This window comes from Neisseria sp. P0008.S002, assembly GCF_051962805.1.
In the GTDB taxonomy this organism is placed as follows: domain Bacteria; phylum Pseudomonadota; class Gammaproteobacteria; order Burkholderiales; family Neisseriaceae; genus Neisseria; species Neisseria perflava.
Window position 1 is genome coordinate 138598 of record NZ_JBQCUY010000003.1, and the last position, 15646, is coordinate 154243.

The 15646-nt window shown below is 49.8% G+C and carries 16 protein-coding genes; 10 read left to right on the forward strand and 6 right to left on the reverse strand.

The window, feature by feature from the left end; all coding sequences use genetic code 11:
- Window positions 1–42: 42 nt before the first annotated feature.
- The 3 genes from ACTHSA_RS04360 (at window position 43) to ACTHSA_RS04370 (ending at window position 3452) form a co-directional block, all read left to right on the forward strand.
- Window positions 43–1215, forward strand: coding sequence for a sugar transporter (locus ACTHSA_RS04360; RefSeq protein WP_107737529.1), 1173 nt, complete (start codon window positions 43–45; stop codon window positions 1213–1215).
- Window positions 1216–1408: 193 nt separating this feature from the next.
- Window positions 1409–2824, forward strand: a complete 1416-nt coding sequence (locus ACTHSA_RS04365; RefSeq protein ID WP_070625397.1) for an SLC13 family permease — start codon at window positions 1409–1411, stop codon at window positions 2822–2824.
- Between the two features lie 118 nt (window positions 2825–2942).
- On the forward strand, window positions 2943–3452 hold the full coding sequence (locus ACTHSA_RS04370) for a peptidylprolyl isomerase (protein WP_004519830.1): 510 nt from the start codon (window positions 2943–2945) through the stop codon (window positions 3450–3452).
- A gap of 75 nt (window positions 3453–3527) precedes the next feature.
- Here ACTHSA_RS04370 and ACTHSA_RS04375 read toward each other — a convergent pair whose 3' ends face one another.
- A complete protein-coding gene (locus tag ACTHSA_RS04375) occupies window positions 3528–4025 on the reverse strand; it encodes a YbhB/YbcL family Raf kinase inhibitor-like protein (RefSeq protein ID WP_039862157.1) in 498 nt (165 codons plus the stop codon).
- Window positions 4026–4211: 186 nt separating this feature from the next.
- On the opposite strand from ACTHSA_RS04375, the gene ypfJ reads away from it, so the two are divergent.
- Both ypfJ and ACTHSA_RS04385 read left to right on the forward strand, forming a co-directional pair.
- Entirely contained in the window at window positions 4212–5051 is an 840-nt protein-coding gene (gene ypfJ, locus ACTHSA_RS04380) for a KPN_02809 family neutral zinc metallopeptidase (protein ID WP_004519832.1), read from the forward strand.
- A 121-nt stretch (window positions 5052–5172) separates the two neighbouring features.
- Window positions 5173–6555, forward strand: coding sequence for a phosphomannomutase/phosphoglucomutase (locus ACTHSA_RS04385; protein ID WP_070625399.1), 1383 nt, complete (start codon window positions 5173–5175; stop codon window positions 6553–6555).
- 105 nt (window positions 6556–6660) lie between these two features.
- Here the strand turns inward: ACTHSA_RS04385 and rpe are convergent, their stop codons facing one another.
- Window positions 6661–7341, reverse strand: a complete 681-nt coding sequence (rpe, locus tag ACTHSA_RS04390) for a ribulose-phosphate 3-epimerase (protein WP_070625401.1) — start codon at window positions 7339–7341, stop codon at window positions 6661–6663.
- A 277-nt stretch (window positions 7342–7618) separates the two neighbouring features.
- Here rpe and ACTHSA_RS04395 point away from each other — a divergent pair, with 277 nt between their 5' ends.
- Entirely contained in the window at window positions 7619–8047 is a 429-nt protein-coding gene (locus ACTHSA_RS04395) for a Spy/CpxP family protein refolding chaperone (RefSeq protein WP_049336552.1), read from the forward strand.
- Window positions 8048–8112: 65 nt separating this feature from the next.
- Here ACTHSA_RS04395 and ACTHSA_RS04400 read toward each other — a convergent pair whose 3' ends face one another.
- Together ACTHSA_RS04400 and ACTHSA_RS04405 are read right to left on the reverse strand one after the other, a co-directional pair.
- Complete coding sequence (locus tag ACTHSA_RS04400; RefSeq protein WP_049336551.1) at window positions 8113–8979, reverse strand: ATP-binding protein; 867 nt, start codon at window positions 8977–8979, stop codon at window positions 8113–8115.
- 16 nt (window positions 8980–8995) lie between these two features.
- On the reverse strand, window positions 8996–9610 hold the full coding sequence (locus ACTHSA_RS04405; protein ID WP_049344692.1) for a riboflavin synthase subunit alpha: 615 nt from the start codon (window positions 9608–9610) through the stop codon (window positions 8996–8998).
- A 125-nt stretch (window positions 9611–9735) separates the two neighbouring features.
- On the opposite strand from ACTHSA_RS04405, the gene ACTHSA_RS04410 reads away from it, so the two are divergent.
- The 3 genes from ACTHSA_RS04410 to ACTHSA_RS04420 all read left to right on the forward strand — a co-directional run bounded on the left by ACTHSA_RS04410 (window position 9736) and on the right by ACTHSA_RS04420 (window position 12107).
- On the forward strand, window positions 9736–10581 hold the full coding sequence (locus ACTHSA_RS04410) for a 23S rRNA (adenine(2030)-N(6))-methyltransferase RlmJ (protein WP_049344693.1): 846 nt from the start codon (window positions 9736–9738) through the stop codon (window positions 10579–10581).
- A gap of 130 nt (window positions 10582–10711) precedes the next feature.
- A complete protein-coding gene (locus ACTHSA_RS04415; RefSeq protein WP_049344694.1) occupies window positions 10712–11065 on the forward strand; it encodes a hypothetical protein in 354 nt (117 codons plus the stop codon).
- Window positions 11066–11132: 67 nt separating this feature from the next.
- Window positions 11133–12107, forward strand: a complete 975-nt coding sequence (locus ACTHSA_RS04420) for a class 1 fructose-bisphosphatase (protein ID WP_440378815.1) — start codon at window positions 11133–11135, stop codon at window positions 12105–12107.
- A 137-nt stretch (window positions 12108–12244) separates the two neighbouring features.
- On the opposite strand, the gene waaF is transcribed toward ACTHSA_RS04420, so the two are convergent.
- Together waaF and guaB are read right to left on the reverse strand one after the other, a co-directional pair.
- Window positions 12245–13264, reverse strand: a complete 1020-nt coding sequence (gene waaF, locus ACTHSA_RS04425; protein WP_004519841.1) for a lipopolysaccharide heptosyltransferase II — start codon at window positions 13262–13264, stop codon at window positions 12245–12247.
- Between the two features lie 284 nt (window positions 13265–13548).
- The gene (gene guaB / locus ACTHSA_RS04430) at window positions 13549–15012 is read right to left on the reverse strand and encodes an IMP dehydrogenase (RefSeq protein WP_003678893.1); all 1464 of its coding nucleotides are present in this window, start codon (window positions 15010–15012) and stop codon (window positions 13549–13551) included.
- A 189-nt stretch (window positions 15013–15201) separates the two neighbouring features.
- Between guaB and ACTHSA_RS04435 the strand changes: the two genes are divergently transcribed.
- Window positions 15202–15627, forward strand: coding sequence for a DUF4124 domain-containing protein (locus tag ACTHSA_RS04435; protein WP_070625407.1), 426 nt, complete (start codon window positions 15202–15204; stop codon window positions 15625–15627).
- Window positions 15628–15646 lie beyond the last annotated feature (19 nt).

Genomic DNA, 15646 nt, shown 5'->3' on the forward strand with positions numbered 1-15646 from the left:
GGTGTACAATAACGCCTTTTGCTTCATCAAACGGACATAATAATGACTTCAACATTCAAACAATGGGTTAGCGTATGCGCTCTGGCGGTGGGGGCGTTTATTTTCAATACCACCGAATACATTCCGATTGCGCTTTTGAGCGATATTGGCCAAAGCTTCAAAATGCAGGCAACGGAAGTAGGCATGATGATCACGGTGTATGCGTGGATTGTGGCGTTGCTGTCTCTGCCGCTAATGCTGATGACGAAAAACATCGAACGGCGCAAATTATTGCTGGCGTTGTTTGCATTATTCGTCGTATTCCACGCGCTGTCGTTCTTTTCTTGGAACTTCAACATCCTCTTGATCAGCCGTATTGGTATTGCGCTGACACACGCTGTCTTTTGGTCGATTACGGCTTCTTTGGCGGTACGGCTTGCACCCACCGGCAAAACCAATCAGGCTTTGGGCCTGCTCAGTACGGGTACGGTTTTGGCGATGGTATTGGGTATTCCGCTGGGGCGAGTGGTTGGGCAATACTTCGGCTGGCAGCTCAGCTTCCTGCTGATTGGGGTCTGCGCCGCCGGCGTAATGCTGGTGTTGGCCAAAAACCTACCTGCTTTACCCAGCCAGAATACCGGTTCTTTAAGCAGCCTGCCGAGTTTGTTCAAACGCCGCAACCTGATGTTGCTCTATGCCATGACGGTGTTGATTATTACAGCCCATTTCACGGCATACAGCTATATCGAGCCTTTTGTGTTGCAAGTTGGCGGATTTAAGGCTGAACAAGTTACCATCGTTTTGAGCCTGTACGGTTTGGCAGGCTTCGCCGCTTCTTATCTGTTTGGCAAATGGTTTGCCAAATCGCAACGCCTGTTTATGCTTGGCGCGGTGGCGGTCATCCTGCTCTCTGCTCTGCTGCTTCTGCCGTTTGCCTCTTTCCCTTATGCGGTGTACGCGCTGGTGTTTATTTGGGGCGTGGCCATCGTCATCGTCAGTTTGGGCATGGTCTCAAAAGTATTGACGTTTGCTTCCGACGCGACAGATGTGGCCAACTCGATTTATTCAGGTTTGTACAATGTCGGCATCGGCGGCGGTGCACTTTTGGGGCATTATGTAACCGTCTGGTTCGGTCTTTCCAATATCGGCATTGCCGGAGCCTTGCTGGCGGCGGCAGGTCTGGCCGTTTGCGGCTTGTTGTTTAAGGAACAAGACAATCTGACGCAAAATGTTTAAAATCCAATCACTTTCCTAATCGAACGGACAAACAGCCTTCCTGCTGCTTGTCCGTTTTTTATTTTATTTTAAAAAATAATTTACAATTTATTTACACTACATTAAATTACAAATATACTGTCGTTGTCAGGCCGTCTGAAAACGGCCGGCACAAGCGTAAAAGAAAAACCAGCAAACTTCAGAGGAACATTCTATGGATCTGCACGCAAAGGACAAAACCCAGCATCCGGAAAACGTCGAGCTGCTCAGTGCACAAAAGCCGATTACCGACTTTAAAGGCCTGCTGACCACCATCATCTCCGCCGTCGTCTGCTTCGGCATTTATTACATACTTCCTTATAGCCCTGATGCCAACAAAGGTATCGCGCTGTTGATTTTCGTTGCGGCACTTTGGTTTACCGAAGCCGTACACATTACCGTTACCGCACTGATGATCCCTATCCTTGCCGTTGTACTCGGCTTCCCGGATATGGACATCAAAAAAGCGATGGCAGGTTTCTCCGACCCGACGATTTATATTTTCTTCGGCGGCTTCGCGCTTGCAACCGCCCTGCACATGCAGCGTCTCGACCGTAAAATCGCCGTCAGCCTGTTGCGCCTCTCCCGCGGAAATATGAAAGTTGCCGTGTTGATGCTGTTTGCCGTTACCGCCTTCCTGTCTATGTGGATCAGTAACACTGCGACTGCCGCAATGATGCTGCCTTTGGCCATGGGTATGATGAGCCACCTCGATCAAGAAAAAGAACGCAAAACCTATGTTTTCGTTCTGCTCGGCATCGCCTACTGCGCCAGTATCGGCGGCTTAGGTACCGTGGTCGGTTCTCCGCCGAACATGATTGCCGCCAAAGCGCTGAACTTGGACTTCGTCGGCTGGATGAAGCTCGGCCTGCCGATGATGCTGTTGATTCTGCCGCTGATGCTGTTCTCCATGTACGTCATCCTCAAGCCTAATTTGAACGAGCGCGTGGAAGTTAAAGCCGAATCTATCCCTTGGACTTTGCACCGCGTTATCGCGCTGTTGATTTTCTTGGCAGCTGCCGTTGCTTGGGTATTCAGCTCCAAAATCAAAGCTGCATTCGGCATTTCCAACCCTGATACCGTTATCGCCCTGATTGCCGCCGTTGCCGTTGTCGTATTCGGCGTGGCGCAATGGAAAGAAGTTGCCCGCAATACCGACTGGGGTGTATTGATGCTCTTCGGTGGTGGTATCAGCTTGAGCGCGTTGCTGCAATCTTCCGGTGCATCTGAAGCACTGGGTCAGCAAGTTGCTTCCACATTCTCCCATTCTCCTGCATTGCTGGTGATTTTCGTGGTTGCCACCTTCATCATCTTCCTGACCGAGTTCACCAGTAACACGGCTTCCGCCGCTCTGCTTGTGCCTATTTTCGCCAGCATTGCCGCGCAAATGGGCCTGCCGGAACAAGTCTTGGTATTCGTCATCGGTGTCGGCGCATCTTGTGCCTTCATGTTGCCGGTTGCCACACCGCCTAACGCGATTGTGTTCGGTACAGGCTTAATCAAACAACGCGAAATGATGAATGTCGGCTTATTGCTAAACATCCTCTGCGTAGTATTGGTTGCTCTGTGGGCTTATGCTGTACTGATGTAAACCATCGACCTAAACAACAAGGCCGTCTGAAAGAAAATTTTTCAGACGGCCTTGAAGTTTGTCGTTCAGACACAATTTAACGAATGATTCAAAACCGGATTCTAACGAAAGGAAACCCATGATTATCCTGCACACCAACAAAGGCGACATCAAAATCGAACTCGATTTCGACAAAGCCCCCGTTACTGCTAAAAACTTCGAGCAATACGTTAAAGACGGCTTCTACGACGGCGTAATCTTCCACCGTGTTATCAAAGGCTTCATGATTCAAGGCGGCGGCATGGATGAAAACATGAACGAAAAAGAAACCCGCGATCCGATTCAAAACGAAGCGTCCAACGGTTTACCTAACGAGAAATACACCATCGCTATGGCGCGTACTTCTGATCCTCACTCTGCCAGCGCGCAATTCTTCATCAACACCGCCGACAACGCCTTCCTGAACTTCCGTTCTAAAGAGCTGTACGGCAAAACCGTTGTCCAAGACTGGGGCTATGCCGTATTCGGTAAAGTCGTTGACGGTTTTGACGTTGTCGATGCCATCGAAGGCGTTTCTACCAAACGTCACGGTTACCACGACGACGTACCGAGCGAACCTGTCATCATCACTAAAGCCGAAGTGGTTTAATTGATTTGATTTCTCATAAAAACAGCCTGTCCGTTTTTAACTCGGACAGGCTTTTTTCAATAATGACGCATACCGTCACACATCATAAGTACCGACCACGCATGCCGAATCCAAAACATGGCCCTGCATGGCAAAATGCAACTCATTAAAGCGGAAACCGCGCGGCAAATCCAAAACGGTATCCAACGCGTACACAATCAACTCATAACGATGACGGTTGTTCGGTGGCGCCATACCGCCGTAAAACGAGGCCTCTTCGATTTCAAATTTACCCAACGCGCTTGCCCAAGTGTTCGCACCCTGTGTGAAATCTGTTGCAGAAATACTTTCATTTTCTGCCACGGAAGTACGTTTCAAATCCGAAATCAACCAATGCGTCCATACGAAACCCGATGCCGAAATGGCATCTTTGTCTTCCAACACCACGGCAAACGATTTTGTTCCTTCAGGTGCATCTTTGATCTCAAAAGGAATCGAATAAGAAGGCATACCGCTCGGGCTGAACTGGCTGCCGCGCTTGCCGTATTTGTCTTCAAATTCGCCGTTGACAATAGCTTTACTGCTGACTTTCATCTTATATCTCCCAATAGTAGGTTTGTTCATTCTAACAAACACCAAGGCCGTCTGAAAGATACTGCCGTTTTCACTTTCCCGATGTCGCATTTTCAGACGGCCTCAAGCAATATTCACAATTCGATCAAACACATTTGACATTCCATAGTATAATCCGCCGCATGAAAACTACACAGGATACGCATTATGGATTGGAAAGGTCGTGAACAAAGCCAAAACGTCGAAGATCGCCGCGGAAGCAGTGGCGGCGGTGGCGGCAAAACACCGGGCATACTCGGCATTATCGTGGTTTTGGTCGGCGCATATTACGGCGTGGATTTGAGCGGTTTGGTTGGCGGCTCATCTTCGATGGGCATTCCTACCCAGCAAGCTTCCCGACTCGACAGCCAACAAGAAGCCGAGTTGAACGAACTGTCCCGCGTCGTCCTTGCCGATACGGAAAAAGCATGGAGCAAATATTTCCAACAACACGGCCAACGCTATACACCGGCAACCATGGTGTTGTATGAAGGCGGCACGTCCACCGCCTGCGGTACGGGCCAATCTGCCATGGGTCCGTTTTACTGCCCGGGCGACCAAAAAGTTTATTTGGATTTGAGTTTCTACGAAGACATGCGCACCAAACTCAAATCTGCCAGCGATGCTGCGTTTGCCTACGTTATTGCCCATGAAGTCGGCCATCACGTTCAAAACCTGCTCGGCATTCTGCCTAAAGTCCACAAAATGCAACAGCAAGTCGGCAAGAAAGAGGCCAATGCCCTTTCCGTCAAACTCGAATTGCAGGCCGACTGTTTCGCCGGTATTTGGGGACACTACGCCGTCAACAACAACATCTTCAAAGCCGAAGACATTCAAAAAGCCATGCTTGCTGCCGAATCCGTCGGTGATGACCGCTTGCAGAAACAGGCTCAGGGCTATGTCGTTCCCGACAGCTTTACTCATGGCTCGTCCGAAGAACGCATGACTTGGCTCAAGCGCGGTTTGGAAAGCGGCGACATCAACCAGTGCAACACTTTCAACAATTGATTCGTCCAAGCAACACTGTTCTTTGATGTAACGACAAAAGGCCGTCTGAATTCTTCAGACGGCCTTTTAGCCGTGTTAGAATAACGCCTATTATTTTCCCTTAAATTCAAAGGAAATCCACATGGCAAATATCGCCCGCGACATTTTCAAAGCCTACGACATCCGGGGCATCGTCGGTAAAACTCTGACTGACGAAGCTGCCTACTTAATCGGCAAAGCCATTGCCACCAAAGCCTCCGAAAAAGGCATTACCCGCATCGCACTCGGCCGCGATGGCCGTTTGAGCGGCCCCGGCCTGATGGCACAAATTCAACGCGGTTTTACAGACAGCGGCATCGATGTCCTCAACGTCGGCATGGTTGCCACTCCTATGCTTTACTTCGCAGCCATCAACGAATGCGGCGGCAGCGGCGTGATGATTACCGGCAGCCACAATCCGCCCGATTACAACGGTTTCAAAATGATGCTCGGCGGCGACACGCTCGCAGGCGAAGCCATTCAAGAACTTTTAGCTATTGTTGAGAAAGACGGTTTTGTTGCCGCCGACAAACAAGGCAGCGTAACCGAAAAAGACATCTCCGGCGAATACCACAACAACATCGTCGGCCACATCAAAATCAAACGCCCGATGAAAATCGTGATTGACGCGGGCAACGGTGTCGGCGGCGCATTTGCAGGCAAACTCTACAAAGGTTTGGGCAACGAAGTGACCGAACTTTTCTGCGAAGTGGACGGCAATTTCCCTAATCACCACCCTGATCCGTCCAAACCGAAAAACCTGCAAGACCTCATCGTCGAGCTCAAAAACGGCAATGCTGAAATCGGCTTGGCATTTGACGGCGATGCCGACCGCTTGGGCGTGGTCACCAAAGACGGCAACATCATCTATCCAGACCGCCAACTGATGCTTTTCGCGCAAGACGTGTTGAGCCGCAATCCTAAAGCCAAAGTGATTTTCGACGTCAAATCCACCCGCCTGCTCGCACCTTGGATTAAAGAACACGGCGGCGATCCTGTGATGGAAAAAACCGGCCACAGCTTCATCAAATCCACCATGAAAAAAACCGGCGCACTGGTTGCCGGCGAAATGAGCGGTCACGTTTTCTTTAAAGAACGCTGGTTCGGCTTCGATGACGGTATGTATGCCGGCGCACGCCTCTTGGAAATCCTGTCTGCCTTCGACAATCCGTCCGAAGTGTTGAACAAGCTACCGCAAAGCATTTCTACTCCGGAACTCAACATCGACCTGCCGGAAGGCAGCAACGGGCACAAAGTGATTGAAGAGCTGGCTGCCAATGCCAAGTTTGAAGGTGCGACCGAAATCATCACCATCGACGGCTTGCGCGTTGAATTCCCTGACGGCTTCGGCCTGATGCGTGCTTCCAATACCACGCCGATTTTGGTATTGCGTTTTGAAGCGGATACGCAAGAAGCGATTGAGCGTATTCAAAACCAATTCAAAGCAGTCATTGAAAGCAATCCTGCATTGAAATGGCCGCTGTAAGGGTTTAGGCTAAAACAAAAGGCCGTCTGAAAATCATTTCAGACGGCCTTTAATATTCAATATTGCTATTTCAAAGTTTGAAAAAACAAGAATATCCCGGCTTAGTTATCCGACTTGCGCCAACTGTTGACGCATTTCATCGATAACGGCTTTGTAATCCGGTTTGCCAAAAATTGCCGAACCGGCGACAAACGTATCCGCACCCGCCGCCGCAATTTCAGCAATATTGTCTGTCTTCACGCCGCCATCGACTTCCAATGCGATATGGCGGCCGCTTTGCCGTTCATACTCGTCCAACATCTCGCGCACTTTGCGGATTTTCACCAGCGTATTCGGGATAAAGCTTTGCCCGCCAAAGCCCGGGTTGACCGACATCAGCAACACCATATCCAGTTTGTCCAAAACGTTTTCCAGAATATTAACCGGCGTAGCAGGATTCAATACCAAGCCTGCCTGACAGCCGTATTCTTTAATCAAACCCAAGCTGCGGTCGACATGGCGGCTGGCTTCGGGATGAAAGGTAATGATATTGGCACCGGATTTGGCAAACGCATGAATCAAATCGTCCACCGGCTCAACCATCAAATGCACATCGACCGGCACGGTTGCATACGGTTTCAAAGCCGCACAAACCATAGGGCCGAAAGTCAGATTCGGCACATAATGATTGTCCATCACGTCAAAATGAATCAAATCCGCACCCGCGCGGATAACTTCGGCAACCTCTTCGCCCAAACGGGCAAAATCGGCAGACAAAATACTAGGGGCAATACGGTAGTCGGTCATGTTTATTCTCCTAAAGTGTGTTCCTTTGTCATTATCGCATTTTTAACCCTATGTTGTATGCCGCCGACAACGTCTCTGCCGTCATTTTTGTGAATTTACATTTCATATACATTAATGAAACTTATAATCACATAGTAAGGCTTTGAAAATAAATTATTAGATTACATACACATTCAAAAAAATCTAACATCATTAACAAAAGTTAACTGCATTGATACTGCCTTTCACACGCTTATCGGTTATATTTCCAAACCTGATGAAACATTAGGAAAACACCGTGTCTGTTGCACTTTCCCGCTATCCGACTTTTATTTTCTTAGCACTTGCCCTACTCTGTTCCAGTCTGCCTGCACATGCCGGTCCGTTTCTGGCCACTTTGGACGACTTTCACCCGAATTGCGACATCCGACAGCTCAATTTATCCGCCGACCAACACGCCGCCCTGCGCCGCCTGCGTACCGATTTCAAACAAATCAACGATAAAGCCTACCGTAAAACTGTACGCTCCGACCGCAACCGCCGTCAAACCATCATCAAAATCCTCTCCGGCGACTCATTCGACTCAAACGCCGCCCGCGATTATGTTGAAAACCGCTACCTCTCCAGCATGGACTATGCGGTAGATGAAATGGAAATCCAATACCGCCTCTACCATCTGCTCAATCCGCGCCAACGCCAGCAATGGTTGTCTTCATGCTTGCGCTGATGGATAAATAAAAATACAAAAAGGCCGTCTGAAACCATATTCAGACGGCCTTTGCTTTTTTCGCCTTAATCCAGCACTCTTTCTTCCGGCAACCGACCTGCCCAGTCGCAGGCAAACTGCCATGCCGAACGGCCTGAACGGCTGCCGCGCATTTGCGCCCATTGCAACGCGGCTTGGCGTGCCGTGTCATCAAAAGGAACATTGAAATCTTCCAACCAGTTGGCTACGGCGGTCAAATAATCGTTTTGATCGAAAGGATAAAAACTCAGCCACAAACCGAAGCGGTCGGAAAGGGAGATTTTCTCCTCGACGGCCTCTTTCTGATGAATTTCGCCGCGAGTGCCCGTAGTACCGCCGTTTTCATCCATGTATTCAGGAATTAAATGACGGCGGTTGGAAGTGGCATAAACCAAAACATTGGTGCAACGTTGCGACAGTCCGCCGTCTAAAGCAGTTTTCAAGGCTTTATAGGTCTCATCACCGGTTTCAAACGACAAATCATCGCAGAAAACGATAAATTTCTCGGGACGCTCAGACAACAGCGTCAACAAAGCCGGTAAGCTGATCAAATCGCTTTTATCCACCTCAATCAGTCGCAGGCCGCGCTCGGCGTATTCGTGTAACAACGCTTTAACCAAGGAAGATTTGCCCGTACCGCGTGCGCCGGTCATCAAGACATTATTTGCCGGACGGCCTGCCAAAAATTGCTCGGTATTGCGTTTCAGCCTGTCGGTTTGCGAACCGACTGCCGCCAATCTGCTCAAAGGAAACGTATGCGGACGTGGCAGGCTTTCCAAAATGCCTTTTTTGCCCACGCTGTGCCAACGGTAGGCCAAAGCGCGCCAGTCGGTTTTACCGGCTTCGTCAGGCAGGATTAAATCCAGACGGTTTAAAACGGAATTCGCTTTTTTCAAAAAATTGGATAATTTCATTTCGGCTTTCTTTTTTTCAGACGGCCTTTTGCGCCAATACTCGCATCACGGTATCGACAACGGCTTGGGTTTGCGGATCGATTTCAATATTAATGAGGTCGCCTTCTTTGCGGCTGCCAAACAGGGTGCGCTCCAAAGTCTCCGGAATCAGGTGTACGCAAAATTCGCTGTCGCTGATTTCACCTATGGTCAGGCTGCAACCGTCCAAACCGACAAAGCCTTTGGTCAGGATGTAGGGCTTGAGGTTTTCCGGCAGCTCAAACCAAACTGTACGGTTGAACTCGCTTGATTCAATTCGGGAAATTCGGGTAACCGCCATCACATGGCCGCTCATTACATGGCCGCCGATTTCATCGCCAAACCGCGCCGCGCGTTCCAAATTGACACTGTCGCCGACTTTCAAGCTGCCGAGATTGGTTTTACGTAAGGTCTCGTCCATCAAATCAAAGCTGACTTTGTTGCCGTCGATTCGGGTAATGGTCAGGCAGCAACCATTGTTGGCGACAGAGGCGCCGGTTTGCAGATTGTCGGCGATTTCGGGGGGCAGCTCAACTGTGTGGGTACGAAAGTCGGGCGAAGGTTGGGCGATGTCTGTAATTTTGCCCATACCTTGTACGATGCCTGTAAACATGATGTCTTCTTTCCGATGGTACGATAAGGCGGATATTGTAGCATTTTCCAGGCACAAAGGCCGTCTGAAAGCGGTGATGGCGATGGTTTGGGGTATAATCGAATTTTTATTTCCGCAGCCCGATCATGCTCAGCTACCGCCACGCCTTCCATGCCGGCAACCATGCCGATATGCTCAAGCACTTTACCCTCTTCCTCGTCCTCGAATATTTCAACCGCAAAGACAAGCCCTATTGGTATATCGATACGCACAGCGGTGCCGGTTTGTATGATTTGAGCGGCGATGAAGCGCAAAAAGTCGGCGAATACAAACAAGGCTTTGTGCTCTTGGAACAAGCTGACAAGCTGCCTGCCGAATTGGCCGAATTTGTGGGCCGTCTGAAACAAATACTGCCGCAAGACAACCTTTACTGCGGCTCGCCTTGGCTAGCACAGGCGCTCACGCGCGACAGCGACAAAATGCGCCTCTTTGAGCTGCACCCTGCCGATTTTGTCCATTTACAAAACAATATGCGCGAAGTTCGCCCTGCGCGTAAAGTGCAGGTCAGCCAAGCGGACGGTTATCAAGGTTTGATTTCACTTCTGCCTCCTCCGCCGCGCCGCGCCGCCGTCTTGATTGATCCGCCCTACGAAGAAAAACAAGACTACCGCCGTGTCGTCCAAGTCTTGAAAGATGCTTTAAAACGCTTTGAAACCGGCTGCTACATGGTTTGGTATCCCTGCTTGAGCCGCGAAGAAAGCCGCAAACTTCCGGACGAACTCAAAAAAATCGCTCCCGACAATTATCTGCACGCCGAGCTTCATGTCCATACGCCGCGCAGCGACGGCTTCGGTATGCACGGCAGCGGCATGTTCGTCATCAACCCGCCCTATATGCTTGCCGAACAGTTGCAAAACAATCTGCCCGAACTTGCCAAAATTTTGGCGCAAGATGTCGGCGCGCATTATGTATTGGAAAGCAAAACGAAATAAACACTGCCGTCTGAACGTATACCCAAACGCTTTGATTTTGCCGCCATACCTGTTCAGACGGCCTTAACCCTTTATACTTAAGCCTTTTTCCACTACAATTCACAACATAACAATTAACGGCCGTCCACTCATGAATATACGCACACCCCTAGCCTGCACACTCCTGCTCTGCGCGTGCAGCGAATCAGCAAAAAACGAATTTAAAGAAGAATTTACCCAAAGTTTCCGCACCGAATTTGTCCGCTCGGCAACCGAAGCCTGCGTAGAAAAAGCCTCCGGAAAAAGCCCGTTTGATTCCGCGACCACTGAAAAAATCTGCCGCTGCATCGGCGAAAAAACAGTCGACCAAATCAATCCTGAAGAAGCGACATCGCTTTTGGGCGGCAGCGACTCCATCAGCGACGAGCTGAAAAAACGCATCAAAGACACCAGCATCGCCTGCACTAAAGAAGTTTTAGGCATGGCCGAGAGCAAAACCAAATGAACACGCCGTTTTCAGACGGCCTGAAATTGAAAAATATTCGATTCAAACTTAGGAAAAGAGTGAAACCATGAAGACACTGAACCAATTCTTAGCCCAACACCTGCCCGAACACAAACTGCCGCAAGAGCTGGCCAGCGTACTGGAATCCGTAGCCGCCGCCTGTTTGGACATCAACGCCAAAGTCCGCCTCGGCGCGCTTTCCGGCGTTTTGGGCATGGCAGGTACCGGCAACATCCAAGGCGAAGACCAAAAGAAACTTGACGTCATTGCCAACAACATCATGATTGATGTTTTAAAAGCCAATGCCAACATCGCAGGCCTTGCCAGCGAAGAAGAAGACACCTATGTCGCCACACACGAAAACGGCGGCTATTTGGTATTGTTTGACCCGTTGGACGGCTCTTCCAATATCGACGTCAACATCTCCGTCGGCACCATCTTCTCCATCTTGGCGAAACCAGAAGGCGCATTAACTACCGAGTCCTTCCTGCAAAAAGGCCGCGACCAAGTGGCCGCAGGTTATGTTTTATACGGTCCGCAAACACAACTGGTACTGACTGTCGGTCACGGCGTGTTCGTCTTCACTCTGGACGATGCCAACCAATTCCTGCTGACCAAAGAAAATCCGCGCGTTCCCGAGTCTACTAAAGAATTCGCCATCAATATGTCCAACCAAAGACATTGGTTCACCCCTGTTCAACAATACATTGACGAATTGCTGGCAGGCGAAACCGGCGTACGCGGCAAAAACTACAATATGCGCTGGGTAGCCAGCATGGTTGCCGAAATCCACCGCATCCTGATGCGCGGCGGCGTATTCATGTATCCGCAAGACAAACGCGACCCATCCAAACCGGGCAAACTGCGCCTGATGTACGAAGCCAACCCGATGAGCCTGCTTATGGAACAAGCCGGCGGCGCATCAAACAACGCCATCGAAGCCATGCTCGACATCCAACCTACCGGCCTGCACCAACGTGTTGCCGTATTCATGGGCAGCCGCGAAGAAGTCGAATACGTTTACAATCTGCATCAAAAATAATCGGATATATTGAAACCAAAAAAGGCCGTCTGAAATATAATTTTCAGACGGCCTTTCGTTAAGAAATCAAAGAAATGAAAAATCAAAAGGCAGACTCAAATCTGCCCTTTACTACTTTCCATCTAAGCTTTATTGGATTACGCCGAACGAGCCAGCTCTTCCGCTGCTTTTTGCACCATATCCGGCGTCAGCTTGTTCAAACAATCCGTATGCCCTAACGGACATTCGCGTTTAAAACATGGCGAACAATCCAAATTCAAGCTGACGATTTTTGCCTTTTGGCTTAGAGGCGGCGTATGGTCAGGGCTGGATGAGCCGTAAACCGCAACCAATTTCCGATCAAGCGCGGCCGCAAGATGCATCAGACCGCTGTCGTTGCACACGACCGTATCGGCGCAAGACAACAGATCAATCGCCTCCGGAAGATTGGTTTTGCCGCAAAGATTGGTACACAGGCCGTCTGAAAGTTGGTTGATTTCATCTGCAATATCGAAATCTTTTTGCGAACCAAACAGCCAAACCTGCCAACCCTCGGCCAAATATCGGCGGCCGAGTTCGGCAAAATGACGCGCAGGCCAACGCTTGGCCGGGCCATATTCCGCACCGGGACAAAATGCCAAAATCGGTTTATCCGTCGTCAAACCATGTTTTGCCAAAGCGGCTTGACGGCTTTCGGAATCAATCGTGAAACAGGGATTATCGGAATGCCCGTTAAAATCCGCTTGGGTCGGATGTGCCAGCGCAGTATAGCGGTCGACCATCAACGGCAACGCGGCCTTATCCAACTTGCGGATATCGTTCAACAAAAAATAGCGCGACTCGCCAACATAGCCCGTACGCTGCTTAATGCCCGCAGCCAAGGCAATAATGGCGGATTTGAGCGAACCGGGCAAAACAATTACTTGATCATAGCCTTCTTTTCCCAATTCACGTCCGATACGCCAGCGTTTTTTTAATTCCAACGCACCATGTCCAAACGGGTTTTCCATCACACGGTTGATTTCAGGCATACGCTCAAATACGGCCATCGACCATTTGGGCGCAAAAGCATCAATAGTGCAGCCGGGATGCAGCTCATGCAAACGGCGATAAAGCGGTTGGGTCATGACGCAGTCCCCAATCCAGCTTGGGGTAATAATCAGGATTTTTTTGGACATAATGGAATGTGTTTTTAATTTTGGCTTATTGTAATACGATTTTTAAAAGGCCGTCTGAAACTCGGTTTAATCGCCTAGATCAGAACGTACTGGTTGATACATATTATTTCAACAGATGCACTCTGGCTCGAGCGCGTGAAGCGTTTGTCTTCCCAATTATTCGGCAAATACCACACCCCAAATACTAAGCATAACGGCAGCAAGCAATATTTGCTTCATTTTTAAAACCTTATAAAAACAGAAAGGCCGTCTGAAATATTTTCAGACGACCTTTTTATACTCGTTTAACGATGGTAGTTAGGCGCTTCTTTGGTGATTTGTACGTCGTGAACGTGAGATTCGCTCATACCGGCAGAAGTGATTTCCACAAATTCTGCTTTCTCGTGCATTTCAGCAATATTGGCGCAACCCAAATAACCCATGCTGGAGCGCAGGCCGCCGGTCAGCTGGTGGATGATGTTCACGATCGGACCTTTGTAAGGAACGCGGCCTTCGATGCCTTCAGGAACATATTTGTCTGTGCTGTCGGTTTTGTCTTGGAAGTAGCGGTCGGCAGAGCCTTGGCTCATCGCACCCAACGAACCCATGCCGCGGTAAGACTTGTAAGAGCGGCCTTGGTAAAGTTCGATTTCACCCGGAGCTTCTTCCGTACCGGCAAACATACCGCCCAGCATGACGCTGTATGCACCTGCTGCCAGAGCTTTGGCAATATCGCCGGAGAAGCGGATACCTCCGTCAGCAATCAGGGGAACGCCTGTACCTTTCAGGGCTTCGGAAACATTGTGAATCGCAGTCAGTTGAGGCACGCCCACGCCGGCCACGATACGGGTCGTACAAATCGAGCCCGGGCCGATACCGACTTTAACGGCATCCGCACCGGCAGCGACTAAATCCAAAGCAGCTTTAGCAGTCGCGATGTTGCCGCCGATGACTTGGATGTGTGGGTAGGTTTCTTTTACCCAGCGCACGCGATCGATAACGCCTTGGCTATGACCGTGGGCAGTATCAACCACAATCACGTCCACGCCTGCTTCTACCAATGCTTTGACGCGCTCTTCGGTATCGCCGCCGGTACCCACCGCGGCACCGACGCGCAGGCGGCCTTCGGCATCTTTGTTGGCATTAGGGAATTCGGTTGTTTTCAGAATATCTTTAACTGTAATCAGACCTTTGAGTTCGTCTTGGTCATTTAACACCAAAACGCGCTCAACTTTGTGCGCATGCATGATTTCGCGGGCTTCATCGATGCTGGTACCTTCAGGAACGGTAACCAAACGGTCACGGGGAGTCATGATAGCAGAAACCGGCAGATCGACACGGTTTTCAAAACGCAGGTCGCGGTTGGTCACGATACCGACCACTTTGCCGTTTTCAACAACAGGCAGACCGGACATTTTGCGTTTGCGTTGTGCGCGCATTTCCAAGACTTCGCGGATCAATGCGGTCGGCGCAACGGTAACGGGATCTTTCACCACACCGCTCTCATGGCGCTTCACTTTGGAAACGGCACGCGCTTGCAACTCCGGCGTCATGTTTTTATGGATAATGCCGATGCCGCCTTCTTGAGCCATAGAGATGGCCAGACGCGCTTCGGTAACGGTATCCATTGCAGCAGAAAGTAGAGGGAGGTTGAGCGTGATATCGCGGGTGAGTTTGGTTTGAAGTTTGACATCTCGAGGCAGCACGTTTGAGTGCGCTGGAACCAACAAAACGTCGTCGAAAGTATAGGCTTTTTCTACAATACGCATGATGCTCGGTCTTTCAGTTTGTGCAAGATGCACGGCATTATATCACACCGGCTTGATGCTAACATTGGCAATACACGTTTTAACGTTATTTTTTTACATGATTTGATTTGGCGTACAAAAATATGCCAACGCATTGCAGTTTCAAGTAAAATAAGCCGCATGAGAACATCATTTACATAAGGGAAACCCATGAAATCTTCCGTACTCAAAACCTGTCTGATAGCAGCCCTTCTCTCTTCCGCCGCCCTGACCGGCGCGGCCGAGGTTTACACTTGGAAAGGCACATCGGGCAACAGCTATTCCGATACGCCAAACCGTCTGCAACCGAAGCGTTCCGGCGTGGTCAACATCCGCACGCACAACGTCAAACCTGCCGTTGCGCCTGCTGTTGCGGCATCTGAGCCGGTTGCCGAGCAGCCCAACGAACAGGTTGCGGAACAAAACAAACAAATCGAAGAGCGCAATAAAAAAATCGAAGAGCAAAACCGCCAAAACAAGCTGGAAAACTGCAAAATCGCCAAAATCAACCGTCAAGTCGCCGAAAGCGCACGCTTGGCCAATCGCGACAGCCTGATTAAGCAATACCAAAACGACGTCAATAAATACTGCAATTAAGCTCTCGGATAACAATATC